Annotated in this window: 6 protein-coding genes, 2 tRNA genes and 5 rRNA genes; 2 read left to right on the plus strand and 11 right to left on the minus strand. The window is 41.7% G+C overall.

Annotation, left to right across the window (positions count from 1 at the left end; all coding sequences use genetic code 11):
- Positions 1–14: 14 nt before the first annotated feature.
- Together M2265_RS13885 and lipA are read right to left on the minus strand one after the other, a co-directional pair.
- Entirely contained in the window at positions 15–578 is a 564-nt protein-coding gene (locus M2265_RS13885; protein ID WP_132772544.1) for a Crp/Fnr family transcriptional regulator, read from the minus strand.
- A gap of 90 nt (positions 579–668) precedes the next feature.
- Positions 669–1,550, minus strand: a complete 882-nt coding sequence (gene lipA / locus M2265_RS13890; protein ID WP_021190648.1) for a lipoyl synthase — start codon at positions 1,548–1,550, stop codon at positions 669–671.
- A gap of 148 nt (positions 1,551–1,698) precedes the next feature.
- Between lipA and M2265_RS13895 the strand changes: the two genes are divergently transcribed.
- Both M2265_RS13895 and carB read left to right on the plus strand, forming a co-directional pair.
- The gene (locus M2265_RS13895) at positions 1,699–3,960 is read left to right on the plus strand and encodes a family 20 glycosylhydrolase (RefSeq protein WP_132772546.1); all 2,262 of its coding nucleotides are present in this window, start codon (positions 1,699–1,701) and stop codon (positions 3,958–3,960) included.
- Between the two features lie 227 nt (positions 3,961–4,187).
- On the plus strand, positions 4,188–7,004 hold the full coding sequence (carB, locus tag M2265_RS13900; RefSeq protein WP_132772548.1) for a carbamoyl-phosphate synthase large subunit: 2,817 nt from the start codon (positions 4,188–4,190) through the stop codon (positions 7,002–7,004).
- 79 nt (positions 7,005–7,083) lie between these two features.
- Here the strand turns inward: carB and M2265_RS13905 are convergent, their stop codons facing one another.
- The 9 genes from M2265_RS13905 to M2265_RS13945 form a co-directional block, all read right to left on the minus strand.
- On the minus strand, positions 7,084–8,052 hold the full coding sequence (locus M2265_RS13905; protein ID WP_132772550.1) for a formylglycine-generating enzyme family protein: 969 nt from the start codon (positions 8,050–8,052) through the stop codon (positions 7,084–7,086).
- Positions 8,053–8,294: 242 nt separating this feature from the next.
- On the minus strand, positions 8,295–9,704 hold the full coding sequence (locus M2265_RS13910; protein WP_132772552.1) for a Gfo/Idh/MocA family protein: 1,410 nt from the start codon (positions 9,702–9,704) through the stop codon (positions 8,295–8,297).
- Between the two features lie 837 nt (positions 9,705–10,541).
- Positions 10,542–10,653, minus strand: a 5S ribosomal RNA gene (gene rrf, locus M2265_RS13915).
- 93 nt (positions 10,654–10,746) lie between these two features.
- A 23S ribosomal RNA gene (locus M2265_RS13920) occupies positions 10,747–13,634 on the minus strand.
- Positions 13,635–13,897: 263 nt separating this feature from the next.
- Positions 13,898–13,971 (minus strand) — tRNA-Ala (locus M2265_RS13925).
- A 79-nt stretch (positions 13,972–14,050) separates the two neighbouring features.
- Positions 14,051–14,127, minus strand: a tRNA-Ile gene (locus tag M2265_RS13930).
- Between the two features lie 121 nt (positions 14,128–14,248).
- Positions 14,249–15,778: ribosomal RNA gene (locus M2265_RS13935) — 16S ribosomal RNA — on the minus strand.
- A 1,608-nt stretch (positions 15,779–17,386) separates the two neighbouring features.
- Positions 17,387–17,498: ribosomal RNA gene (rrf, locus tag M2265_RS13940) — 5S ribosomal RNA — on the minus strand.
- A gap of 141 nt (positions 17,499–17,639) precedes the next feature.
- Positions 17,640–20,527 (minus strand): 23S ribosomal RNA (locus M2265_RS13945).
- Together the 16S, 23S and 5S rRNA genes with 2 tRNA genes alongside form the textbook arrangement of a ribosomal RNA operon.
- Positions 20,528–20,743: the final 216 nt, after the last annotated feature.

The raw sequence follows: 20,743 nt of genomic DNA on the forward strand, positions 1-20,743 counted from the left end.
TAAAAAGGAAAAAATTAATCAAGTTGTCCTCTTATTACCGATAAAGTCTGTTGCGACATCCCTAAATATGAGGCAATATGTCCTAGAGAAGCATTTTTAAGAAGTTCCGAATTTTCTGTTAATAATAATTGGTATCGTTCCATAGCCGTTTGAAACTGCATATTATAAAACCGATTGGAGAAACTGATCACCGAATCGAGTAAAACTTTTTGAATGATCTGATTCACGACAATGTGAGTCTTTGCTAATTCCAAAATATGTTGAAAAGGTATGAATGAAATTTTACATGTGGTCAAGGCTTGAAAACCAAATAAAGAGGGTTTTTGATAGAAAACACTCTCTATACCTGTACTAAATGTATTGGGTCCAAAGAAATAATGTGTAATATCCTTACCATTCTTATAGTAGAAGATCCGTGTTAAGCCAGATTCTACAAAATAAATATATTTTAAGTAGCTATCAGGTTCAAAAATTATATCTCCTTTATAAAATTCCTTTGTTTCAATAATCTGAGAAAACAACAACATTAAGTCGTCATCAATAAGATATAAGGTTTTGAAATGTTCCAATGCAGTCATAAATTAAATATGCCAATTTTAAATCAAAAAACCACAAAAAAAAGCCCTTACTATTTATAGTAAGGGCTTTTCTAACATATATTTTTTCTTCTATTGCATATCAAACAAATGTTTTTCTGCATGATAAGAAGATCTCACTAATGGACCAGATTCAACATATTTGAATCCCATTTTTAAACCTATTTCTTTATATTTATCAAACTGCGCAGGTGTAACCCACTCCACTACAGGGTGATGAGCCTTAGTCGGCTGTAAGTATTGACCTATTGTTAAAATATCAACCCCTACATTAAATAAATCTTGCATTGTCTCAATAACATCTTCCTCAGTCTCTCCAAAACCAAGCATAATACCCGATTTGGTACGCAGACCGGCTTCAGAAATACGACGAAGACATTCTAATGAACGATCATATTTTGCTTGAATACGCACTTCACGAGTCAAACGTCTTACGGTTTCAATATTGTGAGATACAACCTCTGGACGAACAGCAAGCACGCGATCAAGATTTTCCCATTGTCCTTTAAAATCAGGAATCAAAGTCTCTAAAGTGGTAGTAGGACTTTCTTGACGAATAGCATTGATTGTTTCTGCCCAAATGATAGACCCCCCATCTTTCAAGTCATCACGATCGACAGAAGTAATGACACAATGTTTCACCTGCATCAGTTTAACCGAATTAGCAACTCGCGCTGGTTCATCCAGTTCAACAGCTTTGGGACGCCCCGTTGATACAGCGCAAAACGAACACGAACGTGTACAAATATTGCCTAAAATCATGAATGTAGCAGTTCCTGCACCCCAACACTCACCCATATTAGGACAGTTTCCACTCTCACAGATCGTATGTAGCTTATGCTCGTCTACTAGTCCTCTTACATGTCTATATTCTTTACCAACTGGCAATTTTACACGCAACCAATCTGGCTTACGCTGTGTTTGTGTTGCAGGGATAACTGGAAGTTCAATCATGATGCAAAGTTAATGATTATAAATGTAATTTTTTATCGACATTTTGTTTGAATACTATCATAATAACCATTGTCACCACATATCATACAGTTGAACGTATTGTTTTTTTTATGATATTTGTAAAACATCATATTAAATACCAATTCACATGCGATTTAGCCATTCAGTAACTTTGGTACTTTTAGCGGGACTTTTACCCCTAAAAATATTTGCTCAGCAAAATTTTGACTTAATACCGAAACCCAGCAGTCTTACACTAGCAGTTGGTTCTTATCAAATTCCAGCTTTTCCAAAAGTTTATGTTTCAGAAGAATTCATAAATGCCAGTCAGTTACTAACGGAACATCCGGCTATAACATCTATTACGACCGAAATTGTAAAAAAGATAAAGAAAGCCCCCAAAGAAGGAATTCGCATCTTAAAAGCTGAGGAAACAGATAAACTAGATAAAGCAGCCTATCGCATCGGTATTACTGATAAAGGAATTGTTATCTTAGCTCATGAAGTTGCCCCTGTCATCAATGCCATTTACACACTTGTTCAACTCGGCTACTTACAGGACGATCCTGCTCAGATAAATGCTGTGGATATCGAAGATCAACCAAGTTTTTCATATCGCGGATTACATTTAGATCCTTCACGTCATTTTATTCCTTTCCCTATTATGAAGAAATTTGTAGATGTTATGGCTCTCTACAAATTGAATAATCTGCACTGGCATTTGACTGATGGAGCGGGATGGAGATTAGAGATTAAGAAATACCCAGAATTAACCAATAAAGCGGCGTGGCGCACGCATGTAAAATGGAAAGACTGGTGGAACAATGGCCGTCAATATGTGGATGCAGGAACTCCAAATGCAAGTGGTGGATTCTATACACAGGATCAAGCCCGAGAACTCGTAGCCTATGCCGCGCAACGGGGGATTAATGTCATTCCTGAAGTTGAAATGCCTGGACACTCTGAAGAAGTTTTAGCCATTTACCCCGAATTATCCTGCTCCGGTAAACCGTATACACAATCTGAATTCTGTGTCGGTAATGAGAAAACTTATGAGTTTTTAAAAAATGTACTGGATGAAGTTATTGCCATATTTCCTTCACCTTACATTCATATTGGAGGAGATGAGGCCGATAAGAAACATTGGAAAACCTGTCCTAAATGTCAAGCTTTAAAAGCAAAAGAAGGTTTAAAATCTGAAGAAGAACTTCAAAGTTACTTGATTAAACAGATGGATGAATATGTCCAATCTAAAGGTCGTAAAATTATCGGCTGGGACGAAATCTTAGAAGGAGGATTGACAAAAGGTGCTACTGTGATGAGCTGGAGAGGCGAATCAGGAGGTATCAATTCGGCTAATGCAGGACACGATGTCATCATGACCCCAGGATCCCACCTTTATTTTGATTCATACCAAACGGACCCTAGAACGCAACCTGAAACAATTGGCGGATACCTTCCTATCAATAAAGTCTATGAATACAACCCTATTCCAGCTGCTATTCAGCAAGATAAAATTAAGCATGTTTTAGGTGCTCAGGCAAATTTATGGGCAGAATACATGCCTAATTATCAACAATTAGAATACATGGCTTTTCCAAGAACATTAGCTTTAGCTGAAGTTGTCTGGACAAAAGCTGATCTAAAAAATTGGCCGAACTTCCATAAAAGACTGCAATCACACTATAAAATTTTACAGCACTTCGATATCAATTATTATCGACCATCGTACAATGTAAAAGCTTCCGTAGATTTTGATGCAAAGAAGGCCTCAAATACGGTAACATTAACGACCGAACAATTACATGCAGATAATATCCGATTTACGATAGATGGATCAAAACCCACTTATCAAGCAACCCCTTATAACAATTCATTTGATCTCTCTGTTCCTACGATTGTTAAAGCAGCTTACTTTTTAGATTCAACTCAGGTCGGACCCATCGAAACGATCCAACTGGATGTTCATAAAGCAATAGGAAAAGCTGTTTCTTATACAAATAAATGGGACGATGGATATCCTGCACAGAAAGAACTGACATTAACAAACGGTGTTAAAGGCGGGTTAACATACCAAGATGGGCAATGGCAAGGATTTTTAAAAGATCTTGATGTTGTTGTTGATTTCGAGCGACGTGAAGAGATCAATAGTGTTGCCATGAATTTCATGCAGATTACAGGTCCTGGCGTATATATGCCTGGAGAATTTAAAGTTTTATTATCCGAAAATGGTCGAACTTTCAGAGAGGTCGGTATCGTACAGAACGACGTTTCTGATCAAGACCCAACCTTAACTTTCAAACGGTTTGAATTGAAATTAGCGAAGCCTCAACAAGCACGTTTTGTACGTGTCGTAGCAACAAATCCGAAAAAAGGATTTCTATTTGCGGATGAGCTGATTGTCTATTAAATAATGCATTCTTTACAGAGAGCAGCGGTATTACAAAAATGTGCTGTTGCTCTCTTTTTGACTATCTTCCCGTACATAAATGATTTATCTGAAAATAAATATCGGAAAATCAAATAAAATAATGTAATTTTGCACTCCGACAAAGCGGTCGGAATATACCCTTCTCGAAGCGCATTTTTGATTGTCTTTGTTCATACTTTGAAATTTTATTTTTTGAACTAGATATAATGCCAAGAAACACCTCCATTAAATCGGTTTTAATCATTGGATCAGGTCCAATTGTAATTGGTCAAGCCTGTGAATTTGATTATTCGGGATCTCAAGCAGCCCTTTCTCTAAAAGAAGAAGGCATTGAAGTTTCCATCATCAACTCGAACCCTGCAACGATTATGACTGATAAAGTCATTGCAGACCACGTTTATTTACTTCCTTTAACTGTAGAAAGTATTGAAGAAATTCTTAAAGAACAAAAGATTGACGCCGTTCTACCTACTATGGGTGGCCAAACAGCGTTAAACTTATGTATCGAAGCTTCAAACATCGGACTATGGGAAAAATACGACGTTAAAGTTATCGGTGTTGATGTTGCTGCAATTGAAAAAACAGAAAACCGTGAAGAGTTCCGTCAATTAATGATTGATATCGGTGTAGGTGTAGCACCTTCGAAAATCGCTAACTCTTTCTTAGAAGGTAAAGAAGCAGCGCAAGAAATTGGTTATCCATTAGTGATTCGTCCTTCTTATACCTTAGCTGGTACTGGTGGCGGATTTGTACACTCGAAAGATGAATTCGACGCAGCTCTTAGTAGAGGTTTAAGTGCTTCTCCTACTCACGAAGTATTAGTTGAAAAAGCAGTATTAGGCTGGAAAGAATTCGAATTAGAGTTATTACGTGATACCAATGATAACGTAATTATCATCTGTACTATTGAGAACTTTGATCCGATGGGAATCCATACAGGTGACTCAATCACGGTTGCTCCAGGGATGACTTTATCCGACAAATGCTACCAAGACATGCGTAATCAAGCAATCCTGATGATGCGTTCTATTGGTAACTTTGCAGGAGGTTGTAACGTACAGTTCTCTGTTAATCCGGAGGATGAAGACATCATCGCAATCGAAATCAACCCTCGTGTATCTCGCTCTTCAGCATTAGCATCTAAAGCAACGGGTTACCCCATTGCAAAAATTGCTGCTAAATTAGCGATTGGTTACAATTTGGATGAATTACAAAACCAAATCACAAAAACAACGTCAGCTTACTTCGAGCCAACTTTAGATTATGTAATCGTAAAAGTACCTCGTTTCAACTTTGATAAATTCAAAGGAGCAAATACGGAATTAGGTTTGCAGATGAAAGCGGTAGGTGAAGTAATGGCAATCGGCCGTACTTTTATCGAAGCACTTCAAAAAGCATGTCAATCATTAGAAACAAACCGCGCAGGTTTAGGAGCTGATGGTCGTCAATTACGCAATTTAGAAGAGATCATGCATAGCCTTGAGCATCCAAGTGGTGATCGTCTGTTTCATATCAAAGATGCGTTTGAATTGGGTGTTCCATTGGAATCTATCCGCAAAGCAACCCGTATCGATAAATGGTACTTAGTACAAATTCAAGAATTAGTAGCCTTAGAAACAGAACTTCGCCGCTACCAATTGAACAATATTCCAAAAGACTTCTTCATGACCTTGAAACAAAAAGGTTATTCAGATATCCAAATCTCTTGGTTATTAGGAAATGTAACGGAAGATGAAGTATATGACCGTCGTAAGGCATTAGGCATTAGCCGTGTTTATAAAATGGTTGATACTTGTGCTGCGGAATTCCCTGCGCAAACACCATACTACTACTCTACTTTTGAAGAAGAAAACGAATCAGTAGCTTCTGATAAGAAAAAAATTGTTGTATTAGGTTCAGGTCCTAACCGTATCGGTCAAGGTATCGAATTTGATTACTCTTGTGTACACGGTTTATTAGCTGCTAAAGAAGCAGGATTCGAAGCAATCATGGTTAACTGTAACCCAGAGACGGTTTCAACGGACTTCAACATGGCTGATAAATTATACTTTGAGCCAGTATTCTGGGAACATGTTCGCGAAATTATTGAATTAGAGAAACCAGTAGGTGTTATCGTTCAATTAGGTGGTCAGACAGCTCTTAAAATGGCTGATCAATTAGAAGCACTTGGTGTTAAGATCATCGGAACAGATTTCCAAAATATGGATTTAGCTGAAGATCGCGGTCGTTTCTCAGATCTATTGAAATCTTTGGATATTCCTTATCCTAAGTATGGTGTAGCTGAGTCGGCAGAAGAAGCAATCAAAGTTGCGAACGAAGTTGGATATCCAGTTCTTGTTCGTCCATCATATGTACTAGGTGGTCAAGGAATGAGCATCGTGATCAACGATGATGACTTAGAGAAAGCAGTTGTTAACTTATTGAAAAACCTTCCTGGAAACCGTGTCCTAATTGACCACTTCTTGGATCGTGCTGAAGAAGCAGAATCTGATTCCATCTGTGATGGTGAAGATGTACACATCATTGGTATGATGGAACACATCGAACCTGCAGGTATCCACTCTGGTGACTCTTACGCAGTACTACCTCCATTTAGCTTATCACAAGCTGTACAAGATAAAATGGCAGAGTATTCGATCAAATTAGCGAAAGCATTAGATGTAAGAGGGCTATTAAATATTCAATTCGCCGTGAAAGGTGAAAATGTATATGTAATCGAAGCAAACCCACGTGCATCTCGTACAGTTCCTTTTATCGCTAAAGCATACGATGTACCTTACATCAACATCGCAACAAAAATCATGTTAGGCGTAAACAAATTGAAAGATTTCAAAATCGAGCGCAAATTACAAGGTTGGGCAATCAAAGAACCTGTATTCTCGTTCTCTAAATTCCCTGAAGTTGATAAACAGTTAGGTCCAGAAATGAAGTCTACAGGTGAAGCTATCCGTTTCATCAAAGATTTAAATGACCCTTACTTTAGAGATTTAGTTGCTAAAAAATCGATGTTCTTATCGAAATAAGCTTAAACTCTTATTGCATAAAAAAGCCTTCTTATTTATTTAAGAAGGCTTTTTTTATAGGATCATATTTGTTCACGAGTTAAATGTCTTTAACGCATCTAAATCCTACATTGTTTGTCGGACTATTAATCTCACCCTTTCCCCGGCTACCTGCTTTATAACGCTCACAATATTGATCATTGCAGAGAAACGATCCACCCCGTTGTACTCGTTTTACAGCCCCCGGTTCATCGGGATCATATGCATCAGTTGGACCTTTAGGATTATCGGCAGTACTTTTTGCATAATAATCAGGACGATAAAAGTCAGCGCACCATTCCCAAACATTCCCTTCCATATCATACAGACCGATTGAATTTGCAGGAAAAGCTTTAACTGGCGACGTACCGATGTAACCATCTAACTTCGTATTGAGAACAGGAAACTGTCCTTGAAAAATATTAGCCAAATAACGATCATTATCCAACAATTCATTTCCCCAATAATAGGTCATCGGATTTGATGTACGAGCACGTGCTGCGTATTCCCATTCGGCTTCTGTTGGTAAACGTTTTCCTGCCCACTTTGCATAGGCTTCAGCATCTTGATAAGCAATGTGTACAACAGGAAAGTCCTCTTTACCCTCAATACTGGTATTTGGACCTTCAGGATGCTTCCAATTAGCCCCTACGACATAAGACCACCACTGCAGATGATTGGTTAAACCTTGAACCTCTTTTGGTGGTGAAAAAATAGCAGAACCTGGCTTTAACATCGCCGGATCTACACCTGGAAATTCCTTTGGATCTAACGGTCTTTCAGCCACAGTTACATAACCGGTCGCTTTTACAAATGCTTCAAATTGACCATTTGTTACTTCATGTTCATCAATTAAAAAATCATTGATTTTAACTTCATGAACTGGTTTAGCATCAACAAACTGATCCGAACCCATCATAAAATATCCACCTGTAACCTTGACCATTTTAACTTGATCAATACCAGCCCCTTCAACGATATGATGCGCAGTATCTAAATTCGAAAATCGAGAGGGAATATTTGTTGCCATATAACAGCGGGAAGAATCCTGCGAAACAAAGAGATCGGCAGTATTACCTTTCGGCTTACTGTTACTGAAGCATGAAGTCAATAAGACAAAACATGGGACACAAAAGAATATATTCCTGTACATAGGTCGGTCGATAACAAATAAAGTTACAATTTAGATATTTTTAAACAAGAAGTGAAACGATCGTCAATAAAAAAGGGAGAACAATAACCGCTCTCCCTTTCTAATAGTTAACAAAAAGATTATACGTCTAATTGAACACCGCTTACTTTACCTTCTTTTGAACGTATTTTCGTTGTACCACCACCATTTAAAGTGATATCTACAGGCTTATTCGTTTTCCATGCACCTTTAGTAAAATCAGGAATATTGACCGTTCTAGAGTTGTTTTTTACAGAATCAAAACTTAAAGGAACGATACAACTCCAAGAAGCTGCATCATAAACATCTTGATCCAATGGTAAACCATTGCGCAAACAATCTATTAATCTCCAGTCCATCATGAAATCCATTCCACCATGACCACCTACCTGTTTTGCCTGCTCACCAATAAATTTCACTAGTTCAGGTGTATATTTAGCATACAGTTCTTTCATTTTATCTTTAGAGATAAATTCATGTCCAAACGCAATATTTTCATCAGGATATTTCTGCGCATAACCTTTTGTACCGCTTAATGTATGTAATCTAGAATATGGTCTTGGCGAAGTCACATCATGTTGCAACATAATTGTCTTACCCAATTCTGTACGGATTAAAGTTGTATTCATATTACCACGGAAGTTCTTACCAACAAATTCTTGATAAAAAGAATCTTTTGCTGCCAATTCTTTCGCTTTAGCGCCCATTTGGAAATCATTTGTAGACATAGCAACTAAATGATTCATTTTATCACCACGGTTTATATTCATACATTGCGCAACCGGACCTAAACCATGTGTTGGATATAAGTTACCATTTAACTTAATATTTTCACGCAATCTCCACATATTATCGTAACCATTTTTCGCAAAATTTAAGTCCAATAAATCGTGAATATATGCTCCTTCGCCATGTAACAGCTCACCAAATAGACCTTGACGCGTCATGTTTAATGTTAGCATTTCAAAGAAATCATAGCAACAGTTCTCCAACATCATACAATGTTTTTTCGTTTCTTCTGATACGCGAACCACTTCCCAACAGTCTTTAAGAGTTAAGGCAATCGGCACTTCACACGCAACATGCGCACCAGCTTTCATTGCGCCGATACTCATGGGAGTATGATAGTCCCATGGAGAACAGATATAAACTAAATCCAATTTCTCATTTTTCAGCATGTCTTTCCATCCCTCTTCACCAGAATAAGATTTTGCATCTTTCAGCGATTTCTTACGCAGGATACCTTGAGCCCGTTCTACACGATCTGCATGTTTATCACATAACGCAACGATCTCAACACCATCAATGTAAGACAAACGATCCACAGCACCAGGACCACGCATTCCTAAACCAATAACTGCTGCACGCACTTTATCAATCTTAGGGGCCGCATGACCGGACATGTTGAATTTTGTTGCGGCCAATACATTGGAATTTAAAGTTGGTAATGTCACCGCTACAGATGATAAGATACCCGCTTTCTTTAAGAAATCTCTTCTATTAGAATTCATATTTTGATAGATTAATTTACATACAAAATTAAAGGGGCCATAGAAAGCCCCTCTAAAATCACCTATTTTAAAACAAACTAAACAGTCTTTGAAATGATTATCAAACTTAATGATAACAGTCGTTCAATAATTAGTTATAGAATCAGCCGTAGACCTTTTCTATAACAAGAATACACTAGAAAATCGGTAATTAAAAATAAAAAAACAAAGCAATCGTTTGCTTAAAATAAACAACCGTTTGCAAAGTGACATCCAGCATTCAGATATTTCTCAAATTCTAGTAACCAATTAGTTACATCTAATAATCTTGTTCATAATTAAATGAAGAAACTTCTGAATTATAATTTATAGCATCCTGAATTCTCTTATCATGAAACGCAGAGACGTGTATCTGTTATTAAAATAAAAATCATTTCTGAAGTCCTTCTTTTGGATTAATAAACCTCAATCTGAAGAGCTCGTTGGCATATCTTATGAATTATTAAAATATACTATGAAATAATAATGTGTTATCAAACTGAACACAATCCTAGTAATATGTTGAAGAATCAATCAACATATTAAAAGAATCTAATGCCACTATGAGGAGCAATCAATAAGTAATAATTATGGATTCTGAAACTAATGGGGTTATAAGCATGGGTATGTATATCATAAAAGCAGAAGCTGCCATTATGTTTGTCCGATAGGAAGAAGATGTAGAAGCTGAATAGGTTAAATGATGAGCATGACGGGTCTGCAGAAGTTACCGAAAGAACAGGAATAGCTATGCTCTCAGCATAAAAAAGGTATAAACACAAAAAAGCCTCTGCTGTATAGCAAAGGCTTCTGTATAAAAAAAGGCACCGACCTACTCTCCCACCTGTTACGGCAATACCATCGGCTCTGGCGGGCTTGACTTCTCTGTTCGGAATGGGAAGAGGTAGACACCGCCGATATAGGCACCTAAAATGTTTTTATGTGATATATGCTCTTTAAAAAGCATTATCTATAGACAATTGAAAGAAAAACTAAAAGAGGAAGACAACAGTGTTTGCGTTGCTTGAGAAAGCTTCGGGTGATTAGTATTGCTCAGCTATGGTATTTCTACCTTTACACCTGCAACCTATCAACGTAGTAGTCTACTACGGCCCTATAAGGAAGTCTCATCTCGTGGCTAGTTTCGCACTTAGATGCTTTCAGCGCTTATCTATTCCCGACGTAGCTACCCAGCCGTACACCTGGCGGCATAACTGGTTTACCAGCGGTCAGTCCATCCCGGTCCTCTCGTACTAAGGACAGATCCACTCAAACTTCCAACGCCCACAACAGATAGGGACCGAACTGTCTCGCGACGTTCTGAACCCAGCTCGCGTGCCACTTTAATGGGCGAACAGCCCAACCCTTGGGACCTTCTCCAGCCCCAGGATGTGACGAGCCGACATCGAGGTGCCAAACCTCCCCGTCGATATGAGCTCTTGGGGGAGATCAGCCTGTTATCCCCAGCGTACCTTTTATCCTTTGAGCGATGGCCCTTCCATACAGAACCACCGGATCACTATGTCCGTCTTTCGACCCTGTTCGACTTGTTGGTCTCACAGTCAAGCAAGCTTATGCCATTGCACTCCTCGTACGGTTACCAAGCGTACTGAGCTTACCTTTGAAAGCCTCCGTTACCTTTTTGGAGGCGACCACCCCAGTCAAACTACCCACCAAACAATGTCCTCGGCATAACCGAGTTAGAAACCGAATACAGAAAGGGCGGTATTTCAAGGTTGATTCCATGACTCCTGGCGAAGCCACTTCAACATCTCCCGCCTATCCTACACATCCTGTACCCAATTTCAATGTTAAGCTATAGTGAAGGTGCATGGGGTCTTTCCGTCCCGTTGCGGGTAATCGGCGTCTTCACCGATACCACAATTTCACCGAGCTCATGGCTGAGACAGCGCCCAGATCGTTACACCATTCGTGCAGGTCGGAACTTACCCGACAAGGAATTTCGCTACCTTAGGACCGTTATAGTTACGGCCGCCGTTTACTGGGGCTTCGATTCAATGCTTCTCTTGCGATGACATCCCCTCTTAACCTTCCAGCACCGGGCAGGTGTCAGGCCTTATACTTCATCTTTCGATTTTGCAAAGCCATATGTTTTTGTTAAACAGTCGCCTGGGCCTTTTCACTGCGGCTTCTCCATCGCTGGAGGAAGCGCCCCTTCTCCCGAAGTTACAGGGCCATTTTGCCGAGTTCCTTAGCCATGATTCACTCGAGCACCTTAGGATTCTCTCCTCGACTACCTGTGTCGGTTTACGGTACGGGTTTTTATAACCTGAAGCTTAGCGGGTTTTCTTGGAAGTCTGTTTACCTGCTCTATCAGCGCCGCCGAAGCTTTGCTGTACTATTGGGTTTCAGCAGGGTCGGCGGATTTGCCTACCGTCCCTATACCTACGCCTTTTAACGAACTATTCCGTCAGTTCGCGGCAGTGTCACTACTCCGTCACCACATCGCAGTTATAAAAAGTACTGGAATATTAACCAGTTGTCCATCGGCTTACTCCCTTCGGATGCGCCTTAGGCCCCGACTAACCCTGATCCGATTAGCGTTGATCAGGAAACCTTAGTCTTTCGGTGGGCGGGTTTCTCACCCGCCTTATCGTTACTTATGCCTACATTTGCTTTTCTATCAACTCCACGGCCCATTACCAGACCGCTTCTCCGTAAATAGAATGCTCCCCTACCAGACATACATATAATGCATGAATCCATAGCTTCGGTAATACACTTGATGCCCGTTTATTATCCACGCCCGACCGCTCGACTAGTGAGCTGTTACGCACTCTTTAAATGAATGGCTGCTTCCAAGCCAACATCCTAGCTGTCTGTGCAGTCGGACCTCGTTAGTTCAACTTAGCGTATATTTAGGGACCTTAGCTGATGGTCTGGGTTCTTTCCCTCTCGGCCTTGGACCTTAGCACCCAAAGCCTCACTGCCGGCCATATCTTATAGCATTCGGAGTTCGTCTGGATTTGGTAGGATTTGACTCCCCCGCACCCAATCGGTAGCTCTACCTCTATAAGACTCCATGCCGACGCTGTTCCTAAAAACATTTCGGGGAGTACGAGCTATTTCCCAGTTTGATTAGCCTTTCACCCCTACCCTCAGGTCATCCGGAAACTTTTCAACGTTTATCGGTTCGGTCCTCCATTACATGTTACTGCAACTTCAACCTGCCCAAGGGTAGATCACAAGGTTTCGCGTCTACCTCATCTGACTATGCGCCCTATTAAGACTCGCTTTCGCTTCGGCTGCGTGGCTGAACCACTTAACCTTGCCAGACAAGAGTAACTCGTAGGCTCATTATGCAAAAGGCACGCCGTCACTGGACCTGCCAGCTCCGACCGCTTGTAAGCACACGGTTTCAGGTTCTTTTCACTCCTCTGTTCGAGGTTCTTTTCACCTTTCCCTCACGGTACTAGTTCACTATCGGTCTCTCAGGAGTATTTAGCCTTATCAGATGGTGCTGACAGATTCCCACAGGGCGTCTCCGACCCCGCGGTACTCAGGGTACTGCTAGGCTAGCATTCTATACGTGTACAGGGCTATCACCGTGTATCGCTGGGCTTCCCATCCCATTCCACTTCTGTTTGCTAATGCCATATCGCAGCCCTACAACCCCAAAAATGCCGTAACATTATTGGTTTGGGCTCTTTCCCGTTCGCTCGCCACTACTTGGGAAATCATTATTATTTTCTTCTCCTACGCCTACTTAGATGTTTCAGTTCAGCGCGTTCGCGTATTTTACAACATACCTTCAGTATGCTAGGTTGCCCCATTCGGAAATCTTCGGATCAAACTCACATTTGCTAATCCCCGAAGCTTATCGCAGCTTATCACGTCCTTCATCGCCTCTGAGAGCCTAGGCATCCCCCGTGTGCCCTTATTTACTTTCTTCACCTCATAGCCCTTTTGCTACTATGGGTTGCTTTTTGATATATAACCGTGATGCTACGCATTAATCCGTTCGGCCTTGACCGAGGGTCTTCATAATACATCGAGCACATCACAGTATTGTCTCTACTGTTGTCTTCTCTTGTAATTTTTTTTCTTTCAATATGTCAAAGAACTCTTCTTTTAGATCGGAGATATCAGATCTGAGATATCAGAAACTATAAAGTGTCTAATGTCTCTTATCCTGTGTCCCACGTCTAAGGATGTGGAGAATATCGGAGTCGAACCGATGACCCCCTGCGTGCAAGGCAGGTGCTCTAGCCAGCTGAGCTAATTCCCCGTGGTGTAGATTATAGATTCCGGAACAGAGAAAGCAGACTTTACGTCTCAGATCTCATATCTGTCATCTCAAATCTAGATGGTAGTCCCGAGCAGATTTGAACTGCTGACCCCTACATTATCAGTGTAGTGCTCTAACCAACTGAGCTACGGGACTAGCTTATCATTCTATCTCTCTGGACCATCCATTTTCAGGGATGGGCACATTTCTTCAAATGTTTCTGTTTCTTATATAAATCATGTGTATCCGTAACGAGCTTCAATTCCGAATGCTCTAGAAAGGAGGTATTCCAGCCGCACCTTCCGGTACGGCTACCTTGTTACGACTTAGCCCCAATTATCGGTTTTACCCTAACACGCTCCTTGCGGTTACATGCTTTAGGTACCCCCAACTTTCATGGCTTGACGGGCGGTGTGTACAAGGCCCGGGAACGTATTCACCGCGTCATTGCTGATACGCGATTACTAGCGAATCCAACTTCATGAGGTCGAGTTGCAGACCTCAATCCGAACTGTGAACGGCTTTTAGAGATTAGCATCATATTGCTATGTAGCTGCCCGCTGTACCGTCCATTGTAGCACGTGTGTAGCCCCGGACGTAAGGGCCATGATGACTTGACGTCGTCCCCACCTTCCTCACAGCTTACGCTGGCAGTCTGTTTAGAGTCCCCATCATTACATGCTGGCAACTAAACATAGGGGTTGCGCTCGTTGCGGGACTTAACCCAACACCTCACGGCACGAGCTGACGACAGCCATGCAGCACCTAGTTTCGTGTCCCGAAGGACTGATCCGTCTCTGGATCATTCACTAACTTTCAAGCCCGGGTAAGGTTCCTCGCGTATCATCGAATTAAACCACATGCTCCTCCGCTTGTGCGGGCCCCCGTCAATTCCTTTGAGTTTCAATCTTGCGACCGTACTCCCCAGGTGGATAACTTAACGCTTTCGCTTGGACGCTTACTGTGTATCGCAAACATCGAGTTATCATCGTTTAGGGCGTGGACTACCAGGGTATCTAATCCTGTTTGATCCCCACGCTTTCGTGCATCAGCGTCAATACTAACTTAGTGAGCTGCCTTCGCAATCGGAGTTCTAAGACATATCTATGCATTTCACCGCTACTTGTCTTATTCCGCCCACTTCAAATAGATTCAAGTCCTACAGTATCAAAGGCACTGCGACAGTTAAGCTGCCGTCTTTCACCACTGACTTATAGGACCGCCTACGCACCCTTTAAACCCAATAAATCCGGATAACGCTTGGATCCTCCGTATTACCGCGGCTGCTGGCACGGAGTTAGCCGATCCTTATTCTTCAGGTACATTCAGCTTTCTACACGTAGAAAGGTTTATTCCCTGACAAAAGCAGTTTACAACCCATAGGGCAGTCATCCTGCACGCGGCATGGCTGGTTCAGAGTTGCCTCCATTGACCAATATTCCTTACTGCTGCCTCCCGTAGGAGTCTGGTCCGTGTCTCAGTACCAGTGTGGGGGATTCTCCTCTCAGAGCCCCTAGACATCGTAGCCTTGGTGAGCCGTTACCTCTCCAACTAGCTAATGTCACGCGAGCCCATCCATATCCTATAAATATTTGATCAAAAACCGATGCCGGTAAATGATGTTATGCGGTGTTAATCTCTCTTTCGAGAGGCTATCCCCCTGATATGGGTAGGTTGCTCACGCGTTACGCACCCGTGCGCCACTCTCATCAGTTCGTAGCAAGCTACTCCCTGAATCCCGTCCGACTTGCATGTATTAGGCCTGCCGCTAGCGTTCATCCTGAGCCAGGATCAAACTCTCCATTGTAAAATGAAGTGTAAGATCAAGACTATTTATAATAAATAGAATTGTCTTGTATTTTAATTTCTAATTCTAAAATTGAACAGGTTGATTTTTTTAACTTTCGTCGTTTCTCAACACTACTCGTTACGTTACATGATTATATTTTTAAAGAACTTCTGTCGCTTCCGCATCTCGCTTCGGCTTTTATGATGTCGGCATTGCGCCGTTATCGATCTTGTTTCTGTTTCCCTTCGTTTCCGTTGGGACTGCAAAGGTAGAAATCTTTTTGGTTTCTCCAAAATAAATGTGAAAATTTATTTTTTTGTCTTCCTCCTGTTTCTGCGTTCAATCTTCATTAAACCCTTCTTTTTTCAGTGCCCATCCTTTCGGATCAGCCGTTCCTCCCTTGCGGAGTGGTGCAAAGATAGGGACTTTTTATAATCACTTCCTAATCTTTTTTCGCTTATTTCTCCATAATAAGGTTAACTAACTGTAACATTGGATGATTCATTTGTAGGCGTAGCTACATTGAAGACTTCAAAATCATAATAATTACGAATCTGAAGTCTTCAATGTACTTAAGCAGTATAAAAGATTCTAGCCTAATATCTATCTTTTTATTCCTATAAGGATGATACTTTACAGCAATTACTCATTCCGATTCTTAAAAGAATCGGATTTTCTTAATAAATACACATCATAAACTTGCATTTAGAAAATAAATTCCTGCAAAAAATCAAAATACTTTTTTTGAAAAGAAGTGATAAGGATACATTTTCTTCCCATATCCCACAGCATATATCCATATTATACGGGTATTATATCATGTCAATGCTTTCTTAATGCATCAACAAGTCTAAAATACCTGGTTAAAAATACAATTCGCCCACCCATCATCAGCGCATTTTTGTACCTATTGCATATAGATTATTGTCAACTCATCAAAAAATAACAACAATTCCTTATCTATTTTTATGTAGATTTCAATTATTTTCTTGTTATTCACTATACAAAATTCTAGGATTATGTTATAATAGCAACAAAAAATGAGTTCAATACACTTTATCTCAATATCTAATAGGCAGCATCGAACAGCTTTTTAGATTAAAAAATAATTCATTTATACTTAGAAAAGTGAATTACATCCTAATTATAATAAATAATATGATGAATTTACAAGCACATGTCTCTATGCGAATGATTAAAGGAGCTGGTAAAATCGTGGTTACAATTTAAATTAGAAAACTTAAATCCTTCTTTCAATAGGCAGTTAATTACTTATTTATAAACAGAGTAGTCTTCTATGATTCTGAAACTAATTCAGTTTGTCAAGCAAGGGTGGTACTGTATCTTTTCACCAAATCCTCTAAGCAACTATCCGAAAAAAGAAAATAGTTCAATAACAAGAAGTTTTTTGGCGGGAAAAGTGCTCTTTACTAAGTAAAGAAGAATAAGCAGAAGCTGCCATTATGTTTGTCCGATAGGAAGAAGATGTAGAAGCTGAATAGGTTAAATGATGAGCATGACGGGTCTGCAGAAGTTACCGAAAGAACAGGAATAGCTATGCTCTCAGCATAAAAAAGGTATAAACACAAAAAAGCCTCTGCTGTATAGCAAAGGCTTCTGTATAAAAAAAGGCACCGACCTACTCTCCCACCTGTTACGGCAATACCATCGGCTCTGGCGGGCTTGACTTCTCTGTTCGGAATGGGAAGAGGTAGACACCGCCGATATAGGCACCTAAAATGTTTTTATTAGATCAGCAGTAATTAGATAGTAGTAGTTAGACTTCTCTAAATACTATGTACTAAATACTAAATACTCCTGTAATCTATAGACAATTGAAAGAAAAACTAAAAGAGGAAGACAACAGTGTCTGCGTTGCTTGAGAAAGCTTCGGGTGATTAGTATTGCTCAGCTATGGTATTTCTACCTTTACACCTGCAACCTATCAACGTAGTAGTCTACTACGGCCCTATAAGGAAGTCTCATCTCGTGGCTAGTTTCGCACTTAGATGCTTTCAGCGCTTATCTATTCCCGACGTAGCTACCCAGCCGTACACCTGGCGGCATAACTGGTTTACCAGCGGTCAGTCCATCCCGGTCCTCTCGTACTAAGGACAGATCCACTCAAACTTCCAACGCCCACAACAGATAGGGACCGAACTGTCTCGCGACGTTCTGAACCCAGCTCGCGTGCCACTTTAATGGGCGAACAGCCCAACCCTTGGGACCTTCTCCAGCCCCAGGATGTGACGAGCCGACATCGAGGTGCCAAACCTCCCCGTCGATATGAGCTCTTGGGGGAGATCAGCCTGTTATCCCCAGCGTACCTTTTATCCTTTGAGCGATGGCCCTTCCATACAGAACCACCGGATCACTATGTCCGTCTTTCGACCCTGTTCGACTTGTTGGTCTCACAGTCAAGCAAGCTTATGCCATTGCACTCCTCGTACGGTTACCAAGCGTACTGAGCTTACCTTTGAAAGCCTCCGTTACCTTTTTGGAGGCGACCACCCCAGTCAAACTACCCACCAAACAATGTCCTCGGCATAACCGAGTTAGAAACCGAATACAGAAAGGGCGGTATTTCAAGGTTGATTCCATGACTCCTGGCGAAGCCACTTCAACATCTCCCGCCTATCCTACACATCCTGTACCCAATTTCAATGTTAAGCTATAGTGAAGGTGCATGGGGTCTTTCCGTCCCGTTGCGGGTAATCGGCGTCTTCACCGATACCACAATTTCACCGAGCTCATGGCTGAGACAGCGCCCAGATCGTTACACCATTCGTGCAGGTCGGAACTTACCCGACAAGGAATTTCGCTACCTTAGGACCGTTATAGTTACGGCCGCCGTTTACTGGGGCTTCGATTCAATGCTTCTCTTGCGATGACATCCCCTCTTAACCTTCCAGCACCGGGCAGGTGTCAGGCCTTATACTTCATCTTTCGATTTTGCAAAGCCATATGTTTTTGTTAAACAGTCGCCTGGGCCTTTTCACTGCGGCTTCTCCATCGCTGGAGGAAGCGCCCCTTCTCCCGAAGTTACAGGGCCATTTTGCCGAGTTCCTTAGCCATGATTCACTCGAGCACCTTAGGATTCTCTCCTCGACTACCTGTGTCGGTTTACGGTACGGGTTTTTATAACCTGAAGCTTAGCGGGTTTTCTTGGAAGTCTGTTTACCTGCTCTATCAGCGCCGCCGAAGCTTTGCTGTACTATTGGGTTTCAGCAGGGTCGGCGGATTTGCCTACCGTCCCTATACCTACGCCTTTTAACGAACTATTCCGTCAGTTCGCGGCAGTGTCACTACTCCGTCACCACATCGCAGTTATAAAAAGTACTGGAATATTAACCAGTTGTCCATCGGCTTACTCCCTTCGGATGCGCCTTAGGCCCCGACTAACCCTGATCCGATTAGCGTTGATCAGGAAACCTTAGTCTTTCGGTGGGCGGGTTTCTCACCCGCCTTATCGTTACTTATGCCTACATTTGCTTTTCTATCAACTCCACGGCCCATTACCAGACCGCTTCTCCGTAAATAGAATGCTCCCCTACCAGACATACATATAATGCATGAATCCATAGCTTCGGTAATACACTTGATGCCCGTTTATTATCCACGCCCGACCGCTCGACTAGTGAGCTGTTACGCACTCTTTAAATGAATGGCTGCTTCCAAGCCAACATCCTAGCTGTCTGTGCAGTCGGACCTCGTTAGTTCAACTTAGCGTATATTTAGGGACCTTAGCTGATGGTCTGGGTTCTTTCCCTCTCGGCCTTGGACCTTAGCACCCAAAGCCTCACTGCCGGCCATATCTTATAGCATTCGGAGTTCGTCTGGATTTGGTAGGATTTGACTCCCCCGCACCCAATCGGTAGCTCTACCTCTATAAGACTCCATGCCGACGCTGTTCCTAAAAACATTTCGGGGAGTACGAGCTATTTCCCAGTTTGATTAGCCTTTCACCCCTACCCTCAGGTCATCCGGAAACTTTTCAACGTTTATCGGTTCGGTCCTCCATTACATGTTACTGCAACTTCAACCTGCCCAAGGGTAGATCACAAGGTTTCGCGTCTACCTCATCTGACTATGCGCCCTATTAAGACTCGCTTTCGCTTCGGCTGCGTGGCTGAACCACTTAACCTTGCCAGACAAGAGTAACTCGTAGGCTCATTATGCAAAAGGCACGCCGTCACTGGACCTGCCAGCTCCGACCGCTTGTAAGCACACGGTTTCAGGTTCTTTTCACTCCTCTGTTCGAGGTTCTTTTCACCTTTCCCTCACGGTACTAGTTCACTATCGGTCTCTCAGGAGTATTTAGCCTTATCAGATGGTGCTGACAGATTCCCACAGGGCGTCTCCGACCCCGCGGTACTCAGGGTACTGCTAGGCTAGCATTCTATACGTGTACAGGGCTATCACCGTGTATCGCTGGGCTTCCCATCCCATTCCACTTCTGTTTGCTAATGCCATATCGCAGCCCTACAACCCCAAAAATGCCGTAACATTATTGGTTTGGGCTCTTTCCCGTTCGCTCGCCACTACTTGGGAAATCATTATTATTTTCTTCTCCTACGCCTACTTAGATGTTTCAGTTCAGCGCGTTCGCGTATTTTACAACATACCTTCAGTATGCTAGGTTGCCCCATTCGGAAATCTTCGGATCAAACTCACATTTGCTAATCCCCGAAGCTTATCGCAGCTTATCACGTCCTTCATCGCCTCTGAGAGCCTAGGCATCCCCCGTGTGCCCTTATTTACTTTCTTCACCTCATAGCCCTTTTGCTACTATGGGTTGCTTTTTGATATATAACCGTGATGCTACGCATTAATCCGTTCGGCCTTGACCGAGGGTCTTCATAATACATCGAGCACATCACAGTATTGTCTCTACTGTTGTCTTCTCTTGTAATTTTTTTTCTTTCAATATGTCAAAGAACTCTTCTTTTAGATCGGAGATATCAGATCTGAGATATCAGAAAC

The organism is Sphingobacterium kitahiroshimense (assembly GCF_025961315.1).
GTDB classification, from domain to species: Bacteria; Bacteroidota; Bacteroidia; order Sphingobacteriales; family Sphingobacteriaceae; genus Sphingobacterium; species Sphingobacterium anhuiense.